The sequence below is a fragment of the Phycicoccus mangrovi genome (assembly GCF_018729305.1).
Taxonomy (GTDB): Bacteria; Actinomycetota; Actinomycetes; order Actinomycetales; family Dermatophilaceae; genus Phycicoccus; species Phycicoccus jejuensis.
Genome location: NZ_JAHHWP010000017.1, coordinates 39,595 through 57,396 on the forward strand (window position 1 = coordinate 39,595; position 17,802 = coordinate 57,396).

15 protein-coding genes and 1 tRNA gene are annotated in these 17,802 nt (G+C 75.6%); 8 read left to right on the top strand and 8 right to left on the bottom strand.

The window, feature by feature from the left end:
* Window positions 1-2: 2 nt before the first annotated feature.
* Together KMZ30_RS15715 and KMZ30_RS15720 are read right to left on the bottom strand one after the other, a co-directional pair.
* The gene (locus KMZ30_RS15715; protein WP_215513710.1) at window positions 3-1,856 is read right to left on the bottom strand and encodes a hypothetical protein; all 1,854 of its coding nucleotides are present in this window, start codon (window positions 1,854-1,856) and stop codon (window positions 3-5) included.
* On the bottom strand, window positions 1,853-2,605 hold the full coding sequence (locus tag KMZ30_RS15720; protein ID WP_215513709.1) for a class I SAM-dependent methyltransferase: 753 nt from the start codon (window positions 2,603-2,605) through the stop codon (window positions 1,853-1,855). The genes KMZ30_RS15715 and KMZ30_RS15720 overlap by 4 nt, the downstream gene beginning before the upstream one ends.
* 113 nt (window positions 2,606-2,718) lie before the next feature.
* Between KMZ30_RS15720 and KMZ30_RS15725 the strand changes: the two genes are divergently transcribed.
* Window positions 2,719-3,897: a glycosyltransferase family 4 protein gene (locus KMZ30_RS15725; protein WP_226902902.1), complete on the top strand. Its 1,179-nt coding sequence runs from the start codon at window positions 2,719-2,721 to the stop codon at window positions 3,895-3,897.
* A gap of 25 nt (window positions 3,898-3,922) precedes the next feature.
* Here the strand turns inward: KMZ30_RS15725 and KMZ30_RS15730 are convergent, their stop codons facing one another.
* Both KMZ30_RS15730 and KMZ30_RS15735 read right to left on the bottom strand, forming a co-directional pair.
* Window positions 3,923-4,060 carry a hypothetical protein gene (locus KMZ30_RS15730; RefSeq protein ID WP_215513708.1) on the bottom strand — a complete coding sequence of 46 codons (138 nt, stop codon included), beginning with the start codon at window positions 4,058-4,060 and terminating at the stop codon, window positions 3,923-3,925.
* 43 nt (window positions 4,061-4,103) lie between these two features.
* A complete protein-coding gene (locus tag KMZ30_RS15735; protein WP_215513707.1) occupies window positions 4,104-5,807 on the bottom strand; it encodes an MmpA family trehalose lipid delivery protein in 1,704 nt (567 codons plus the stop codon).
* Between KMZ30_RS15735 and KMZ30_RS15740 the strand changes: the two genes are divergently transcribed.
* The 4 genes from KMZ30_RS15740 to KMZ30_RS15755 are packed head-to-tail and all read left to right on the top strand — an operon-like array spanning window position 5,806 to window position 9,990.
* Window positions 5,806-6,699, top strand: a complete 894-nt coding sequence (locus KMZ30_RS15740; RefSeq protein ID WP_226902900.1) for a decaprenyl-phosphate phosphoribosyltransferase — start codon at window positions 5,806-5,808, stop codon at window positions 6,697-6,699. The genes KMZ30_RS15735 and KMZ30_RS15740 overlap by 2 nt on opposite strands.
* Window positions 6,696-8,012 (top strand): FAD-binding oxidoreductase, encoded by a 1,317-nt coding sequence (locus tag KMZ30_RS15745; protein WP_215513705.1) that lies wholly within the window; start codon window positions 6,696-6,698, stop codon window positions 8,010-8,012. Before KMZ30_RS15740 ends, KMZ30_RS15745 begins: the two co-directional genes overlap by 4 nt.
* Window positions 8,009-8,770: a decaprenylphospho-beta-D-erythro-pentofuranosid-2-ulose 2-reductase gene (gene dprE2, locus KMZ30_RS15750; protein WP_215513704.1), complete on the top strand. Its 762-nt coding sequence runs from the start codon at window positions 8,009-8,011 to the stop codon at window positions 8,768-8,770. The genes KMZ30_RS15745 and dprE2 overlap by 4 nt, the downstream gene beginning before the upstream one ends.
* Window positions 8,767-9,990 (top strand): polysaccharide biosynthesis protein, encoded by a 1,224-nt coding sequence (locus KMZ30_RS15755; protein WP_215513703.1) that lies wholly within the window; start codon window positions 8,767-8,769, stop codon window positions 9,988-9,990. The genes dprE2 and KMZ30_RS15755 overlap by 4 nt, the downstream gene beginning before the upstream one ends.
* Window positions 9,991-10,000: 10 nt before the next feature.
* Here the strand turns inward: KMZ30_RS15755 and polA are convergent, their stop codons facing one another.
* Window positions 10,001-12,709, bottom strand: coding sequence for a DNA polymerase I (gene polA, locus KMZ30_RS15760; protein ID WP_215513702.1), 2,709 nt, complete (start codon window positions 12,707-12,709; stop codon window positions 10,001-10,003).
* Here polA and KMZ30_RS15765 point away from each other — a divergent pair.
* From KMZ30_RS15765 to KMZ30_RS15775, 3 genes are all read left to right on the top strand, one after another.
* Window positions 12,708-13,139, top strand: a complete 432-nt coding sequence (locus tag KMZ30_RS15765; RefSeq protein ID WP_215513701.1) for a hotdog fold thioesterase — start codon at window positions 12,708-12,710, stop codon at window positions 13,137-13,139. The genes polA and KMZ30_RS15765 overlap by 2 nt on opposite strands.
* 168 nt (window positions 13,140-13,307) lie before the next feature.
* A complete protein-coding gene (locus tag KMZ30_RS15770; protein ID WP_215513700.1) occupies window positions 13,308-15,056 on the top strand; it encodes a DUF1800 domain-containing protein in 1,749 nt (582 codons plus the stop codon).
* Between the two features lie 12 nt (window positions 15,057-15,068).
* Window positions 15,069-16,358: a DUF1501 domain-containing protein gene (locus KMZ30_RS15775; RefSeq protein ID WP_215513699.1), complete on the top strand. Its 1,290-nt coding sequence runs from the start codon at window positions 15,069-15,071 to the stop codon at window positions 16,356-16,358.
* Between the two features lie 21 nt (window positions 16,359-16,379).
* Here KMZ30_RS15775 and KMZ30_RS15780 read toward each other — a convergent pair whose 3' ends face one another.
* The 3 genes from KMZ30_RS15780 to KMZ30_RS15790 form a co-directional block, all read right to left on the bottom strand.
* Window positions 16,380-16,940 carry a GNAT family N-acetyltransferase gene (locus tag KMZ30_RS15780; RefSeq protein ID WP_215513698.1) on the bottom strand — a complete coding sequence of 187 codons (561 nt, stop codon included), beginning with the start codon at window positions 16,938-16,940 and terminating at the stop codon, window positions 16,380-16,382.
* A gap of 164 nt (window positions 16,941-17,104) precedes the next feature.
* Entirely contained in the window at window positions 17,105-17,698 is a 594-nt protein-coding gene (locus KMZ30_RS15785) for an ANTAR domain-containing response regulator (RefSeq protein ID WP_030528333.1), read from the bottom strand.
* Between the two features lies 1 nt (window position 17,699).
* Window positions 17,700-17,782 (bottom strand) — tRNA-Leu (locus tag KMZ30_RS15790).
* Window positions 17,783-17,802: the final 20 nt, after the last annotated feature.

The window sequence follows — 17,802 nt, forward strand, 5'->3', positions numbered from 1 at the left end:
GCTCACCACCCCACCGGCTGGGGCAGGCCGACGACGCCGCCGGTCAGGCAGGCCCCCGACCCGGCGTCGGCCGTGACGTCGAGCCAGGTGACGTCGTCCTCGACGAGGGCCCAGACGCGGGAGCCGTCCGCCCGCACCGGGACCCGGACGCTCGCGCCGCGCGGGGTGCTCAGGGTGAGCGTGCCGTCGGAGGTGGCCCGGTAGTCGAGCTGCACGACCCAGGCCCAGAAGAACTGGCCCGCCGTGGCCCGGACCCGGGTGGGCGTGGCCGGGCCGGGGCAGGTGCCGGCGCCGTCGACGGCCAGCGGGACCCCGCTGACCTCCGAGCGTCGCAGCCGGCCGTCCGCGGCGAAGTCGCGCAGGTCGTCCGTCGCCTCGCCCACCGCGAGCGGGGTGAACCGGCCGCCGGCGGGGAGGAGCAGGCGCGAGGGCAGCGTGGCCGGCCAGAGCAGCCGCCAGACGACGGCGTCCGGGACCGGCGCGTCGTAGACGCGCGCCGTCGCGGGCACGGTCCGGGCGTCGGCGAGCGCGGTCGTCACGTAGGCGCGCCCGGGGTTGGCGGCCCACCGCTCGCGGAAGCCCGACGCCGACACGAGCGAGCCCACGAGCAGGACCGCCAGCCCGGTGAGCGCGACGGTGCGCAGGACGTCGTCGGTCAGGTGCCAGCTGCCGACGCTGACCTCCGGCCGGGGGTCGGTCGCCGGCGGGTCGACCCCGCGGACCGGCAGGAACGCGCAGCCGACCGCCAGGGCGAGGACGAGCGCGAGGTCGGTGAAGTACCGGTACTCGAGGAGGACGGGGTCCGCGCCGACGACCGGCACCCGGGTGACGATGACGAGCACGACGTCGACGACGACCGCCACCGCCGCGAAGGCCCACGCGGCCCGCCACCGGGCCCCGACACGCGCCGAGAGCAGGACGACGCCGAGGAGGACCGCGGCCGAGACGACCTGCATGACGGCCGAGGGCGCCGCGAGCGAGTCGACGACGCCGAGCGGGCGCCAGGTCCACGGCCCGCCGAGCAGCCCCGGGACGACGGTCGCCCGCAGCGCCTGCCCGAGACCGGTGGCCACCTCCCCCGCCGCGACGCCCTCCTTGACCGGGCTCACGACGGTGGCGGCGTAGATCGCGACGTAGGCGAGCCCGAGCACGAGGTATCCCGCCCAGGTGACCGGCGTGCGGCGCAGCGCCAGCCGGACCCGCTGCCACGGTGTCCCGCGCAGGAGGAAGAGGAGGCTGAAGCCGGCGACGAGCGGCATCGCGAGCGCCGTCTTCTCGGAGAAGGCGAGCCCCGCGGCGACCGCGAGGACCGACGCGAGCGACCATCTCGCGCGCCCGCTGCGGACGGCGCGCAGCTGCGCCCAGAGCGCGAGGGTCGTGAAGAGGACCTGGGGCAGCTGGTTGAGGGCCGCCGCCCACCAGGTCGACCCCGGCAGCGTCAGGGTCGAGAGGGTGAAGACGCCCACCGGGACGAGGACGGCCTCGCGCGCCCCGAAGAGGTCGACGAGGAGCCCGACGACGGCCAGCCCGCAGAGGGCGACGCCGACGAGCATCGTCGTGACGACGAGCCCGTGGCCGAGGGGGGCCAGGTGGGAGGCCGCCCACACCCAGAGCATGGCGCCGGGCATGAGGTGCCCGTTGTACGGGGTGAGGAGGAGGTCGGGGTCGAACGGTGCCCGGGACATCGCGCGGACGTAGAACACGTAGTCGTCGAGGCTGAACCAGCCTCCGTACCCGACCCAGGCCCGCACGGCGACACCGACGGCGACGAGCGCGAGGGCCAGCGCCACGACCGTGCGTGGCGCGGTCGCGCCGTCCCGGGTGGTGCTCGGTCCGGCGGACCGGGTCTGCGTCACGACGGACGGACCGCGAAGTAGCGGTGGTAGACCCAGTGGCCCCCGTAGGTCGTGTCCTCGACGACGTCGAGGACCTCCAGCCCCGCGGCCGCGAGGACCGCCCGCACCCGTCGCGGGTCGAAGGCCTGCATCCGCATCGGGGCGGGGTACCGGAGCACGAGCCGCTGCCCGAGCCGGATGAGCGGCCACGGGGCGTAACGGAAGAGCAGTCCCTTCGCGCTGCGGGTCGGCCGCGTCGTCAGCTGCACGACGAGGGCCCCTCCGGGCGCCGTCACCCGGGCGAGCTCGGCGAGCATGCTCCAGCCGAGGTCCGGTGGCAGGTGCTGGAGGACGAGGCTGGAGTAGACGAGGTCGAAGCTCCCGTCCCCGTGCCCGGCGAGGTCGTCGCGCTCGGAGAGGACGAAGCGGCAGCGGCCGGAGGTGTCGAGGGAGCGTGCCGCCCGGAGCATCCCCGGTGAGACGTCGAGCCCCGTCACCTCCTCGAAGGTCGCGGCGAGGGCGATGGCGGTGCGCCCGGCGCCGCACCCGAAGTCGAGCGCCCGCCCCGGCAGCGGCAGCGACCCGAGCTCGCGCAGGTGGTCGAGGGAGGCCGCGACCTCGGCCCGGCCGGTGGCGAGGAACTCCTCGCGGTCCCAGCCGCCGTTCTTCGTGTCGGGCTTCATGAGGACGGCCCAGAGGGGGTCGCTCTCGCCCAGCCGCTCCCAGTCGGCCCTCGACCGTGCGGCGGCGCCCGCCGAGCCCTCGCGCACCTGCTCGCCCGCCTCTCGTCCGACCTGCTCCCGGGGGCGGTGTCCCGCGTCCGGCTTGTCTACCCGTCGGTAGAGTAGCCGCCGCCCGCCCCGTGATCCCGGAAGAGCCGATGATGCCTCAGCCCCCGGAGGACCGCCCCCTGCGCGTCCTGTTCCTCAACTGGCGTGACACGCGGCACCCGGAGGGCGGCGGGTCGGAGGTGTACGCGGAGCACGTGTGCGACGGCCTCGCGGCGGCCGGCCACGCCGTCACCCTGCTCACCGCCCGGGTCGAGGGGCTGCCCGAGGTGGCCGTGCGCGAGAGCGGCGTCGTCCACCGGCGCGCGGGGGGACGCTTCGGGGTCTACGCCACGGCCGCGCTCACCGTCCTGCGCGGGCGCGTCGACCCGCCGGACGTCATCGTCGAGACGCAGAACGGCGTCCCGTACCTCGCGGCCCTCTGGCGCCGCCGGGCCACGCACGTCGTGCTCGTCCACCACGTCCACCGGGAGCAGTGGCCCGTGGTCTTCCCCCCGATGCTGGCCCGGGTCGGGTGGTTCGTCGAGTCCCGGCTGGCGCCCTTCGTCAACCGGCGGCGCCCCTACGTCGCCGTCTCGCGGGTCACCCGCGACGAGCTCGCCGAGCTGGGCGTCGAGCCGCGGCGGGTCACCGTCATCCACAACGGCGCGATCCCGCCGCCCCCCGACGACGTGCCCCGTGCCGCCCACCCCCAGCTCGTCGTGCTCGGCCGCCTCGTCCCGCACAAGCGCGTCGAGCTCGCGCTCGAGGTGACGCGCCGCCTCGTCGCCGAGCACCCGGACCTGCGCCTCGTCGTCGCGGGGCGCGGCTGGTGGGCCGACCACATCAACGAGCGCGTCGAGGAGCTCGGGCTCGCGGCGCACGTCGACCTCGTCGGCTACGTGAGCGACCGGGAGCGCCACCGCCTCCTCGCGAGCAGCTGGGTCTCGCTCGTGCCGTCGGTCAAGGAGGGGTGGGGGCTCGTCGTCGTCGAGGCGGGGATGCACGGCACGCCGAGCGTCGCCTTCCACGGCTCGGGCGGCACGGAGGAGTCGATCGTCGACGGGAGCACCGGTCTGCTGGCCCGGGCCGACGACGTCGACGACCTCACCGCGCAGGTGCGCCGGCTCGTCGAGGACGCCTCGCTGCGCGAGGAGCTGGGGCGGGGAGCCCGCGAACTCGCCCAGGGCTACACGTGGGAGGCGGCCGTCGCGCGGTGGGACGACCTCATCACGAGGTCGGTGGGGCGGCGCCACCCCCGGCGGCGACCGCAGCCCGCAGGTCGCGGGCGCTGAGCGGGGCGGGGCCCGCCCGGCCGGGTCAGGGGGTCTGGTCCCCGTAGGTGTACATCGTCACCTGCTGCGTGTTGGGCTCGGGCGTGGCGGCCGTGAACAGGCCGAAGCTCGCCAGGCCGGCGAGGACGGCGCCGACGACGACCGTGATGATCGAGTCCTTCATGGATGGGCTCTCCCGGGACGATACGAGCAGGTGTGTGCGAAGCCTACTGCAAGGTAACCGCGGAGTCCCGCCGTTCCCGACGTCGGCCTGTCGTGGCGAGCAGGACGAGGCCCGCGAGCACCGCCAACGCGTCGCCGACGAGCACGACGGACGTCGGTGGGTCGTGCCGGTCGGCCGCGCCGGCCGCGGCCCCCTCGAGCCGCACCAGCGACACCCCGGAGCCGAGGTCGCGGCCGGCGGGCAGCCAGGACGGGGACGCCCCGGCGTCCACGAGGACCCACCCGACCCCGAGGCGGCGGAGCGCGGGCACGGGGTCGGTGGCGGCGAGCGCCACGCCGACGTCGGCGGCGAGGGGGTCGTCCCCGGGGACGACGACGGCACCCCCCGGACGCGTGACGACGAGCTGCGAGGCCGCGACGACCCGCACCGGCAGGACCCGGGACCACGGGGTGAGGCTGGTGCGCCGGCCGTTCCAGTCGTAGGCCCTGACCGGCTGCCACGGCAGGACGACCAGGGCCTCGTCCGCCGGTCCCGCCGCGACCGCGGCCCGGACCGCGGCCACCGCCGGCGGGAGCTGGACCGTCGCCACCCGCCCGCCGACGCCGAGCGCGGCGCCGGGCAGGAGCACGACCGGCAGCAGGACGATGAGGAGCGACGCGCCACGGGGCAGGCCGCGCCGTGACGCCTCCCCCACCGCCCGCCCCGTCCCCACGGCGAGGACCACCGCCCACGGACCGAGCGAGCGCGTGGCGTCGCGGAGCAGGCCGGCGCCGGGCAGTCCGGCGAGGGCCGGGAGGTGGGCGAGCGCCGCGCCGGCGAGCACCGTCACGAGCGAGAGGGCGCCGGCGACGAGCACCACCCGGTCCTGCCGCGCGGACGGCGGCCTCAGCACCCATCCGGTCACGGCCACCGCGAGCGCGAGCAGCGCGAGGACGACGCCGGCCCCCGAGGCGCGCCCGTCGGGGACGACCGACGCGTTCCAGGTGCCACCGCCACCGAGCACCCCGAGGACGACACCCCCCGGCACGTCACCGAGGTCGCTGCGCGGCCCGAACACCGCGAAACCCAGCTGGCCCGAGACCGGTGCCACGGGGCGCAGGAGCGACGGCAGGGCCCACGGGACGGCGAGGGCGACGACGAGGCCGGCGGCGGGCAGCCAGCACCGCGCCGCCCGACCTCGGGGGCCGCAGAGGACGCCCGCGAGGAGGGCGAGCACGCCGAGGAGCCACCCGACGGCGCCGGCCAGCGCGCCGACGGACAGCGCGACGAGCAGGGGACGGCCCCCGCCGCGACCCGCGGCGACGGCGCCGGCCGCGGCGAGGACCCACGGGAGGGCGGCGTAGCCGAGGAGCAGCGCCCAGTGCCCCATGGCGAGGCGCTCGGCGACGTAGGGGTTCCAGACCGCGGCCACGGTGGCGGCGGCCCGCCCCACGACCGGCCCGGGGACGAGGCGGGAGACGCCCCAGCCCGCCCCGACGAGCAGGAGGAGGAGCACGCTCGGCGCGGCGAGGTCGCCGAGCACCGTCGAGGCCAGGGCGGCGACCGCGTCGCTCGGCACCGCGCGGGCGGTCTCGTGGCCCAGCCCGAGCAGCCGCGGCCCGAGGACGGCACCCGGGAGAAGCACCATGTCGCGGACGAGGGCGGCCCCGGGGACCAGCGCCGGACCGAGGACTCCGACCGCCGCGAGGACCGCCGCGAGGAGCGGCGCCGCCTCCCCGGCGACACGGGTCCGGGCCGCCGCGATCATGGCGAGCGACCCTAGCCGATCCCGTAGGGTTCCCCGCGTGACCCGCGAGCTCGTGCGCCTCGTGCGACCCGGCCAGTGGGTCAAGAACCTCCTCGTCGTCGCCGCGCCCCTCGCCGCCGGGACGCTCCTCCAGCCCGCCGTCGCCGGACGGGTCGCCGTCGCCTTCGTCGCCTTCGTCCTCGCGAGCGGCGCCACCTACGCGCTCAACGACCTCCTCGACGCGGACGCCGACGCGGCGCACCCGGTCAAGCGCGCCCGCCCGGTCGCGTCCGGGCGGGTGCCCCGGCGGACGGCCGCCGTCGTCGTGGCCGTGCTCGCCGTCGCCGCACTCGCCGTCGCGGCGAGCGTCGGCCTGCTCCTCGTCGTCGGGGGCTACCTCGCGCTCACGGCGGCGTACTCGGCCGGGCTCAAGCACGAGCCGGTCGTCGAGCTGGCGATCGTCGCGCTGGGCTTCGTGCTGCGGGCCATCGCCGGCGGTGTCGCGACGGACACGCCCCTGTCGCAGTGGTTCCTCATCGTCACCGGCTTCGGCTCGCTCCTCGTCGTGACCGGCAAGCGGGAGTCCGAGCTCGTCCTCGCCCAGCGCGACGGCCGCACCCCCCGCCGCGCGACCGCGCGCTACACGACGGCGTTCCTGCGGGTCGTCGCCGCCACGGCCGCGGCGATGACCGTGGCGGGCTACGCGCTGTGGGCCGCCGACGTGGCGCCGCAGGCGCGCGAGCCGTGGATCGCGGTCAGCGTTGTCCCCTTCACCGTGGCCGTGCTGCGCTTCCTCCTCGACGCCGAGGACGCGCAGGCCGAGGAGCCGGAGCGCACGGTGGTCGCCGACCGCGTCCTCCTGGTCCTCGTGCTCCTCTGGCTCGTCACCTACGCGGTCGGGGCGCTGCTGTGACCGAGCTCGTGACCGGCTGGGGGCGCGCGACCGCGACCGCGAGCCACGTGCTCGACGTGGAGGACGCGGAGGCGGTCGCGCGCGCCGTCCGCACCGCCGACGGCCGGGGCCTGCTCGTCCGCGGCCTCGGGCGGGCCTACGGCGACGCCGCCCTCAACGCCGGCGGCACCCTGCTGCGCCTGCCGCGGTCGGCGCCGGTGCCCGTGCCCGGACCCGACGGCACCGTCACGGTCGCCGCGGGCACGAGCCTCGGCGCGCTGCTCGACGCGGTCCTCCCCCACGGGTGGTTCGTCCCCGTGACGCCCGGGACGCGGCACGTCACGGTGGGTGGGGCCCTCGCGGCGGACGTCCACGGCAAGAACCACCACCGCGACGGCACGTTCGGCGCGCACGTCGAGTCCCTCACGCTCGTCGACGGGACCGGCGAGGTCCTGGTGCTCGAGCGGGGCGACCCGCTGCTCGGCGCCGTCCTCGGCGGGATGGGCCTCGCCGGCGTCGTGCTGTCCGCACGCGTGCGGCTCCTGCCTGTCACCAGCTCGAGCGTCACCGTCCACACCCGCCGCACGTCCTCCCTCGAGGCGACGATGTCCGCCCTCGTCGAGGACGATGCCGCACACCGGTACACGGTCGCGTGGGTCGACCTCGTCGTCGGGGGCCGGGCCCACGGCCGCGGCGTGGTCACCTCGGGCGACCACGCGGACCGCGACGAGCCCGGGGCCCGACCGGTGGAGCTGCACCGCGGACCTCGCGCGGTCGATGTCCCCCCGTCCCCGGTCGGTCTCGTCGGGCGGCACGGCCTGCGCGCCGTCAACGAGCTCTACCTGCGGCGGGCCCCCGTGCGTCCGACGGTCACCCACGAGGACCCCACCACGTTCTTCCACCCGCTCGACGTCGTCGGCCGGTGGAACCGGCTGTACGGCCCCCGGGGCTTCGTCCAGTACCAGGTCGCGGTCCCCACCGACGACGACCTCCTCGACCTCGTGGCGCTCCTGCACCGGGAGCGCGTCGTCGTCGCGCTCGCGGTGCTCAAGCGGTTCGGCCTCGCGAGCGGGGCCCCGCTGTCGTTCCCCGTCCCCGGCTGGACCCTCGCCCTCGACGTGCCCGCCGACCCCGGCGTGGCACCGACGCTGGACCGGGCCGACGCGCTCGTGGCCGCTGCGGGCGGGCGCACCTACCTCGCGAAGGACGCCCGGACCCGCCCCGACGTCCTCGCGGCGATGTACCCCGAGCTGCCCCGGTGGCGCTCCCTGCGGGAGCGGCTCGACCCGCACCACGTGTTCACGTCCGACCTGGCCAGGAGGCTGCAGCTGTGATCGACGCGCTCGGCGCCCCCCAGTCCGTCCTCGTCCTCGGGGCCGGCTCCGACATCGCCGCCGCCACCCTCGCCCGGTGGGCGGCCGGCGGGCGGCTGCTGCGCGTCGTCCTCGCCGGGCGTCCCGGCGCGCGACGGGACGCGGCGGCCGACGCGGCGCGGCGGCTCGCGCCCGCCGCCTCGGTCGAGGTCGTCGACTTCGAGGCGACGCGCACGGGCGACCACGCGGCCGCGCTGCACCCGGTCTTCGACGCGGGCGACGTCGACGTCGTGCTGTTCGCCGTGGGCACCCTGCCCGACCGACCGTCGCTGCCCGACCCCGAAGCGGCGGCCGAGGTCGTCACGACGAACTTCACCGCCGGCGTCACGGCGCTCACGGTCGCCGCGACGCGGATGCGCGCCGCCGGGCACGGACGGATCGTCGTGCTGTCCTCCGTCGCCGGCGAACGGGTCCGGGCGTCGAACTACCTCTACGGCTCGACCAAGGCCGGCCTCGACGGGTTCGCGCTGGGACTCGGGGAGGAGCTGCGTGGCAGCGGCGTCGAGGTGCTCGTCGTGCGGCCCGGTTTCGTCCGCACCCGGATGACCGCCGGGCTGGCCCCGGCCCCGCTCGCCGTCGACGCCGACGCCGTCGCCGAGGCGGTCACCACCCGGCTCGCCGGCCTCGGGGGGATCGTGTGGGTCCCCTCGCCGCTCCGGGTCGTCATGAGCGTCCTGCGGCACGTGCCCCGGCCGCTGTTCCGCCGGCTGCCGCTGTGACCGCGGTGGAGCGCCGCCGCTCCCCCGGCACGGCCGTCCGCGGCGGTGCGCTGGTCGCGGTCTCGCTCGTCGTGATGAACGTCGCGAGCTACGCGTTCGCGCTCGTCGCGGCCCGTGGTCTCGGACCGGCGCGGTACGGCGCCGTGGCCGCCCTCATGTCCGTGCTCGTCGTCGTCAACGTCGTGTCCCTCGGGCTGCAGACCGTCGGCGCCCGCCGCGTCGCGACGGACGGGCGGGCCAGCGCCGCCGCCGTCGGGACCCTCGCCGCGCGGGCCGCCCTCGCGCTCGCCGCCCTCTGCCTGCTCGCCGCACCCCTCGTCGCCGCGCTCCTCGACCTCGGCGGCATCGCGGCCGCCGCCGTCCTGGCGGTGCCGGCCGGCCTGCTCACGCTCGTCGGCGGCCGGGTCGGTGTGCTCCAGGGGGAGGAGCGCTGGGGTGCGTTCTCCGCCGTGTTCCTCGCCCTCGGCCTCGGCCGGCTCGTCGCGGGGTCGGTCGCGGTGGCCGTCTCCCCCACACCGCTCGGGGCGATGGTGGGCGTGGCCGTCGGGGCGCTCGCCCCCTTCCTCCTCGGGTGGCGTCGCGGCGCCCCGGCTCCGGACGGCACCCCGGTGGGGCAGGGCGCGCTCGCCCGCGAGGTGGCGCGCAACGCGCACGCCCTGCTCGCCTTCTTCGTCCTCTCCAGCAGCGACGTGGTCGTGGCCCGGGCCGCCCTCGACGCCCACGAGGCCGGGCTCTACGCCTCGGGCGCCATCCTCGCCAAGTCCGTCCTCTTCCTGCCCTACTTCGTCACCGCCGTCATCTTCCCGGCCCTGGCGCGGGGGGCCCACCGGCACCTGCACCTGTGGGGGCTGGCCGTCGTCGGACTCATCGGGGCCGGTGTCGTCGGCGGGGCGCTCGCCCTGCCCGGCCTCACCCTCGCCTTCGTCGGCGGCGAGCAGTACCGCGCCGTCGCCCCCTCGCTGTGGGCGTTCGCCGTGCTCGGCACCGTCTTCGCCTGCATCCAGCTGCTCGTCTTCACCGCGCTGGCCCGCGGGCACAGGTGGGCGCCCGCCGCGCTGTGGGCCGGGGTCCTCGGGCTCGGGGCCGCGGTCCCGTCCGGGGTCGACGCGGCGGAGCCGCTGCTGGCCTGGATCGTCGCCGTCGCGTCCGTGGTGCTCGTCGTCCTCGTCCTCGTGACCCGCCACGACGACCCGGCGCCCGCCGTCGAGGTCACGGGCTGACGCCGGCCGCTCAGTGGGCGGCGTCGTGCCAGGAGCGGCCGACCCCGACGCTGACGTCGAGCGGCACGTCGCCGAGGTCGATCGCCGCACCCATCTCGCGGCGGACGAGGGCCTCGACGTCCTCGCGCTCACCCGGCGCGACCTCGAGCACGAGCTCGTCGTGCACCTGGAGGAGCATCCGGCTGCGCGCCCCCTCCGCCAGCAGGGCCGCGTGGACGCCCTTCATCGCGAGCTTGATGATGTCCGCGGCCGTGCCCTGGATCGGGGCGTTCAGGGCCATCCGCTCGGCGCCCTCGCGGCGCTGGCGGTTGTCGCTCAGCAGGTCCGGGAGGTAGCGGCGGCGGCCGAGCATCGTCGCGGTGTAGCCGGTGGCGCGGGCCTCGACGACGACCTCGCGCAGGTAGTCGCGCACCCCGCCGAACCGGGCGAAGTACTCGTCCATGAGGCCCTGCGCCTCGCCCGTCGAGATCGTCAGCTGCTTGGACAGACCGAAGGCCGAGAGGCCGTAGGCGAGGCCGTAGCTCATCGCCTTGACCTTGCTGCGCATCTCGAGGGTGACGTCGGCCGGCTCGACCGCGAACACCCGCGCTCCGACGAAGCGGTGGAGGTCCTCGCCGGTGCGGAAGGCCTCGATGAGCCCCTCGTCGCCGGAGAGGTGGGCCATGATCCGCATCTCGATCTGGCTGTAGTCGGCCGACATCAGCGACTCGAGGCCCTCGCCGACGACGAAGACGTCGCGGATGCGCCGGCCCTCCTCGGTCCGGATCGGCACGTTCTGGAGGTTCGGGTCCGTGGACGAGAGCCGCCCGGTGGCCGCGATGGTCTGGAGGTAGGTCGTGTGGATGCGCCGGTCGGGCGCGACCGACTTGATGAGCCCCTCGACGGTGACCCGCAGCCGGCTGGTGTCGCGGTGGCGCAGCAGCGCCTCGAGGAAGGGGTGCTCGGTCTTGACGAAGAGGTCGGCCAGCGCGTCGGCGTCGGTCGTGTAGCCGGTCTTGGTCCGCTTGGTCTTCGGCATGCCCAGCTGGTCGAAGAGGACCTCCTGGAGCTGCTTCGGGCTGCCGAGGTTGACGTCCTCGCGGCCGATCGCGTCGTAGGCGTCCTGCTGGGCCTGGCGCATCTTCGCGGCGAAGTCGGCCTCGAGCGCGGTGAGGGCGTCCTCGTCGACGGCGATGCCGGTGCGCTCCATCTCGGCGAGGATGCCGACGAGCGGGAGCTCGAGGTCGGCGAGCAGCTCGGTGCCGCCGGTCTCCTCGACCTTCTCGGCGAGGACGGACGACAGCTCGAGCACGGCGCGGGCGCGGACCATCGCGTCGCGGGCGGCGGTGTCGTCGTCGGTGTCGAAGTCGAGCGTGCCCTGGGCACCCTGGTCGCTCGTCGCGTCGCCCTCGGCGGTCAGCTCGCGGCCGAGGTGGCGCACGACGAGGTCCTCGAGGTCGTAGGAGCGCTGGTCGGGGCGCACGAGGTAGGCCGCGAGGGCGGTGTCGCTGACGACGCCGTTGAGCGCCAGGCCGCGGGCGCTGAGGGCCTGCAGCTGCGGCTTGAGGTCGTGGAGGACCTTCGGGGCGTCGGGGTCGGCGAGCCAGCCGGCGAGGGCCTGCTCCTGCTCGGTGGTGAGCGCCGTGAGGTCGAGGTGGGCGGTGGCGCCGTCCTCCCCCGCGAGCGCGAGCGCGGTGGCGTCGCCCTCGCCGGCGCGGTAGTGCCCGGAGACGACGACACCGTGCGGCAGCGCGCGGCCCGGGCCGTCGTCGGCGAACCGCGTCGTGAGGTCGTCGGCGGTGAGGACGTCCCCGCCGAGGTCGAAGCCACCCTCGACCTCGTCGGACTCGACGTCGAAGGTCTGGAAGAGCCGGTCGCGCAGCACCCGGAACTCGAGGCCGTCGAAGACCCGGTGCACCTCCTCGCGGTCCCACGAGGCGCGCTCGAGGTCCGGCACCGTCAGCGGCAGGTCGAGGTCGTCGACGAGCCTGTTGAGGCGGCGGTTGCGCAGGACGTCGTCGAGGTGGGCGCGCAGGTTCTCGCCGGCCTTGCCCTTGATCTCGTCGACGTGGGCGACGATCCCCTGGAGGTCGCCGTACTGCGTGATCCACTTGGCCGCGGTCTTCGGGCCGACGCCGGGCACCCCCGGCAGGTTGTCGCTGGCCTCGCCGACGAGCGCGGCGAGGTCGCTGTAGCGGTTCGGCGGGACGAGGTACTTCTCCTCGACGGCGGCGGGGTCCATCCGCCAGACCTCGGAGACGCCGCGGACCGGGTAGATGAGGCTGACCTGGTCGGTGACGAGCTGGAAGGCGTCACGGTCACCCGTGCAGACGACGACCTCGGCGCCGGCCTCGGTGGCGCGGCGGGTCAGGGTCGCGATGACGTCGTCGGCCTCGTAGCCCTCGACACCGATGTGCTTGATGCGCAGCGCGTCGAGCACCTCGCGCAGCAGCGGCAGCTGGCCGGTGAACTCCGTCGGCGTCTTGGAGCGGCCGGCCTTGTACTCGCCGTACTCCTCCAGGCGGAAGGTCTGGCGCGAGACGTCGAAGGCGACGGCGACGTGCGTCGGCGCCTCGTCGCGCAGCACGTTGATGAGCATCGAGGTGAAGCCGTAGACGGCGTTCGTGTGCTGCCCGGTGCTCGTCGAGAAGTTCTCGACGGGGAGGGCGAAGAACGCCCGGTAGGCCAGGGAGTGTCCGTCGAGGAGGAGGAGCTTCACGCGTGGCAGCCTAACGACCATGACCGACAGCCCCGACCTCATGTCAGCCGTCGCCCGGATGCGCGCGATGAACCCCGACTCCCTCATGGACCGGATGGGCATCGAGGTGCTGGAGGCCACGCCCGACCGGCTCGTCGCGACGATGCCGGTCGCCGGCAACACCCAGCCCTACGGCCTGCTCCACGGGGGCGCCTCGGTCGTCCTCGCCGAGACGCTCGGCTCCATCGGGGCCGCCCTGCACGCGGGCGAGGGCAAGGCGGTCGTCGGGCTCGACATCAACGCCACCCACCACCGGGCCGCCCGCTCCGGCCTCGTGACGGGCACGGCGACGCCGCTCAGCCTCGGTCGCACCCTCGCCTGCTACGAGGTCGTCGTCACCGACGAGGACGGCCGACGGGTCTGCACGAGCCGCATCACCTGCCTCATCCGGGACGCCGCCCCGGGGGCCTGACGCCCTCGTCCGGGACGCCGTCGGTCATGGCGGCACCAGCGTTTCACCACGCCCTCACCAGGTCCGGGTAAAGCCCTGGTCAAGTCCGGCGAACGAGGGCCGTTGGCCCGATGCCGCGGCGTCCGAACGGACGACGACGGTTGCGGCACACCGAGAAACCATGGGCGGGTGAGCTCTCCCCTGCCCCCTCGCCGGGCCGCCACCCTCCAGGCCATCCTCGGTGCCACCACCGCCGGCGCCGACCCGTCCGCGCCGGCGAAGAAGGCGGCGAAGGCCGCCGCGACGAGGACGCGCCTGCCCGCGCCGACCCCGCCGCGGTCCGTGGCGCCGGCCGGCGTCGTCGTCCCGACGAAGGCCCCGGCCGCCCGGTCGGTCGACGCGGCGTACGCCCCCCGGGTCGCCCTCGGTGGCACCACGCCGCGCGTCGCGGCCGCGCGCCCGCCGCGCTACAAGGCCGTGCGCCCGGTCGCCCCGCGAGCGGTGAGCGGCGGCACGACGAGCACCGCCGCGGCGCTGCTCCTCGCCCGCCGGGCGACCTGGGGAGCCACCCCCGAGGTCGTCGACGCCATCACCGCGATGGGCGCGAGCGCCTGGGTCGAGGCGCAGCTCGCCCCCAAGGGCATCGCCGACCCGGTCGTCGACGACCTGATCGCCACGCAGTTCCCCCGCCTGTCGTGGCAGACCTGGGAGGTGCGTGACCGGTACTGGCCGAACCAGACCGGCGACCTCGGCTACGACACCGTCGAGGCCTACGCCGCCCGCGCGATCTGGTCCACGCGGCAGCTGCTCGAGGTGATGGTCGACTTCTGGAGCAACCACCTCGTCGTCACGGCGCCGTGGGGCGAGACCTGGGACTGCGTGCACCGCTTCCACGAGGACGTCATCCGCAAGAACGCCCTCGGCCGGTACGTCGACATGCTCGTCGCCGCCGCGATGCACCCGGCGATGCTGGCCCAGCTCGACAACGAGTCCTCCTCCAAGCGCGCGCCGAACGAGAACTTCGGGCGCGAGCTGCTCGAGCTGCACACCGTCGGCGTGACCGGCGGCTACGTCGAGTCGGACATCCGGACCTCCGCGCTCGTCCTCACGGGCATCTCGACCGAGCCGGAGACCGGCGAGTACTTCTACCGGTACAACCGCCACCACACGGGCCAGGTCGGCCTGCTCGGCTGGTCGAGCGCGAACACGTCGTCCCGGGGGGAAGCCGTCGGCGTCTCCTACCTGCAGCACCTGGCCCGCCACCCGAGCACCGCGCGCCGGCTGGCGACCAAGCTCGCCGTGCGGTTCGTCTCGGACACCCCGCCGAGCAGCCTCGTCGACTCCCTCGCGCAGGTCTACCTCGCCAACGACACGGCCATCGCGCCCGTCCTGCGCGCCCTCTTCGCCTCGACGGAGTTCGCGGAGTCCGCGGGCCGCAAGACCAAGCGCCCGCTCGAGCGCATCGTCTCGGTCGCGCGGGCCCTCGGCGTCAAGCCGGGGGCGAACACCCGCGGCTGGCTCGGCGACCTCACGTGGAACGCCCGCGTCGCCGGGCAGGCCCCCCTGGCGTGGCCCGCGCCCAACGGCTACCCGGACGTCGCCGCGGCGTGGTCGGGCGCCGGGGCGACGCTCGCCGGGTGGAACTTCGCGATGCACCAGGGCTGGTCGGCCGCCGACACGAACGAGAAGCGGGTCGTCTACCCCGCGCTGCGTGGCCTCCTGCCGAGCACGCTGCCCGCCACCCACGGGGCCGCGGTCGACGCCCTCGCGACCCGCCTGGTCTTCGCCCCGCTGCCCGCCGCGAAGCGGGACGCGATCTGCGCGTTCCTCGGCAAGACCGCCACCACCCCGCTGAAGTCGACGGACTCGCTCGTCGGCTGGCGCCTGCCCTACGTCGTGGCGCTGGTCCTCGACACCCCCGAGTTCGCGACCCGCTGAGGAGCCCCCCCCATGACCACCACCACCTGCGGCTGCCCCGAGGGCGTCGCCGCCATGGCCCCCAGCCGCCGGGCCCTCCTGGCCGGCGCCACCGTCCTCGGCGCCGCCGGCGCCACCCTCGCCCTCGCCTCCCCCGCCGAGGCCATGACCCGCCTGACGTTCGCCGACGCCGGCTACACCGGCGACACCCTCGTCGTCCTCAGCTTCCGCGGCGGCATCGACGGCCTCTCCGTCGTCGCCCCCGTCGGCGACCCCGCCTACTACACCGCCCGCCCCTCCATCGCCATCCCCCAGTCCCGCGGCCTCAAGCTCGACGCCCGCTTCGCGCTCCACCCCGCCCTGGCCCCGCTCCTGCCCCTCTACACCGCCGGCAAGCTCGCCGTCGTCCACGCCGTCGGCCAGCCCAACCCCACCCGCTCCCACTTCACCGACATGGACGAGATGGAGCGCGCCGCCCCCGGCTCCTCCCTGCGCACCGGCTGGCTCGACCGCATGGTCGGCGCCACCACCACCCCCGGCCCCTTCGCCGGCACCACCCTGGGATCCACGACGGCCCCCCGCTCCTTCCTCGGCGACCTCACCGCCGACCTCGCGATGCGCTCCGTCGACTCCTTCACCCTCAGCGGCGCCTGGGACGCCACCGAGACCACGCGGTGGACGACCGCCCTGCGCGCCCTGCACGCCGGCGCCGCCGACCCGGTGACCACCCCGGCCCGCACGGCCCTCGACGCGCTGTCGACGGCGTCCACCCTCCAGACCGCCGGCTACACCCCGGCGAACGGGGCGGTCTACCCGAACGGCGGCCTCGCGGACGCCCTCAAGGACACGGCACGGCTCGTCAAGGCCGGCGTCGGCCTGCGCGCCGTGAGCATCGACTCCGGCAACTGGGACATGCACACGGACCTCGGCTCCAGCACCGGGGGCTGGATGTTCAGCCAGCTCACCGAGGTCGGCAAGGCCCTCGCCGCGTTCATGACCGACCTCGGCAGCGCCGCCGACCGGGTCACCCTCGTCACCCTCTCCGAGTTCGGCCGCCGCGTCACCGAGAACGGCTCGGGCGGCGTCGACCACGGCTACGGCAACTTCTCGTTCGTCCTCGGCGGCGGCGTCAACGGCGGCAAGGTCTACGGCACCTGGCCCGGCCTCGCCCCCGACCAGACCCAGGCCGGCGACCTCAAGGCCACCACCGACTACCGCACCGTCCTCGCCGAGGTCCTCGAGAAGCGCTGCCGCCTCACCGCCTCGAGCGTGCTGCCCGGGACCCCCACGAGCCGCCTCGGCCTGCTCCAGCAGAAGGCCTGAGCGGGGCCGGGCCGCCGCGACTCAGGCCGAGCGGGTCGAGAACGCCCGCTGGCGCAGGCTGCGGCGGCGACGGGTCAGCTCCAGGCCCGTGTCGGCCGTCTCGGGCGCGATCCTGCGCCGGAGGGTGCCCGTGGCGACGACGCGACGGGTGACGGTGGAGCCGAAACCGAGCCGGGCGAAGAACCGGTTGGCCTCGCGGCTCGTCGTCGGGACGTTCGAGACGACCTGCTCGCAGCCCGCGCGCTCGGCCGCCGCGAGGACGGCGGCGAGGAGCTGCTTGGCGACACCGTGCCGCCGGGCGTCCGGGGTGACCCAGAGCTGCTCGATGGCGACCTCGGGGCTGGGCGCGAGCCCGAAGGGGTTGTCCGTGGTGATGACGTAGCCGGCGGGCTCGCCCTCGAGGTGGGCGATGAAGGCCTGCACGCCGGGACGCTGGAGGGCGCCGGACAGCCGGCCGTCGGAGATGGCGCGGGCGCAGACCTCGGGGCTGGTGCCGGCGTCGACCTTCGCCTCACGCCAGAGCGCGGTGAGGGCCACGAGATCACCCTCGACGGCAGCCACCTCGACGGGTCGTCGCGCCACGTTCGCCTCCTGTCCGACGGTGGTCCCCAGCGGGGACCGCACCGACACCGGACACTATGCCCCCGCGGCCACCCGAGGGAAGTCCGGATGGCCGCAACCGGTCCGAACGGCCCGACGCGGCCCACGGATCCCGTCGTGGGACCGCTCCCGGCCCACGGATCGGGTCAGCTCTTCTCCATGCCGGCGACGACGGCGTCGGCGACCTCGCGCATGCCCATCCGCCGGTCCATGGCGGTCTTCTGGATCCACCGGAACGCGTCGGCCTCGCTGATCTTCAGCTTGGCCATGAGCACGCCCTTGGCGCGGTCGACGGCCTTGCGCGTCTCGAGCCGCTCCCCCAGGTCGGCGACCTCGGCCTCGAGCTGCTTGAGCTCGCTCCAGCGCGAGAGGGCGATGTCGAGCGCCGGCGTGACGTCGCTCGCGGTGAAGGGCTTGACGACGTAGGCCATGACCCCCGCGTCGCGGGCCCGCTCGACGAGCTCGCGCTGGCTGAACGCGGTGAGCATGACGACCGGGCAGATGCGCTCGGCGCCGATCGTCTCGGCCGCGGTCAGCCCGTCCATGACGGGCATCTTGACGTCCATGATGACGATGTCCGGGGTCAGCGAGCGGGCCATCTCGACGGCCTGCTCGCCGTCGCCGGCCTGGCCGACGACGTCGTACCCGGCCTCGCGGAGCATCTCCGCGAGGTCGAGCCGGATGATGGCCTCGTCCTCGGCGACGAGGACGCGCTTGGTGGTGGCTGCACTCTGGGTCATGTGCCGGGAGCGGGACTCGAACCCGCACGCCCTCGCGGGCAGCGGATTTTGAGTCCGCCGTGTCTGCCGTTCCACCACCCCGGCCGGGGCGTGGACAGCATATC

Bases quoted from the DNA above. Each gene is read 5' to 3' on its own strand.
- KMZ30_RS15725 (WP_226902902.1), top strand. From the start codon at position 2,719: ATGCCTCAGCCCCCGGAGGACCGCCCCCTGCGCGTCCTGTTCCTCAAC.
- KMZ30_RS15730 (WP_215513708.1), bottom strand. From the start codon at position 4,060: ATGAAGGACTCGATCATCACGGTCGTCGTCGGCGCCGTCCTCGCCGGC.
- KMZ30_RS15740 (WP_226902900.1), top strand. From the start codon at position 5,806: ATGGCGAGCGACCCTAGCCGATCCCGTAGGGTTCCCCGCGTGACCCGC.
- KMZ30_RS15735 (WP_215513707.1), bottom strand. From the start codon at position 5,807: ATGATCGCGGCGGCCCGGACCCGTGTCGCCGGGGAGGCGGCGCCGCTC.
- KMZ30_RS15765 (WP_215513701.1), top strand. From the start codon at position 12,708: ATGACCGACAGCCCCGACCTCATGTCAGCCGTCGCCCGGATGCGCGCG.
- polA (WP_215513702.1), bottom strand. From the start codon at position 12,709: ATGGTCGTTAGGCTGCCACGCGTGAAGCTCCTCCTCCTCGACGGACAC.
- KMZ30_RS15775 (WP_215513699.1), top strand. From the start codon at position 15,069: ATGACCACCACCACCTGCGGCTGCCCCGAGGGCGTCGCCGCCATGGCC.
- KMZ30_RS15785 (WP_030528333.1), bottom strand. From the start codon at position 17,698: ATGACCCAGAGTGCAGCCACCACCAAGCGCGTCCTCGTCGCCGAGGAC.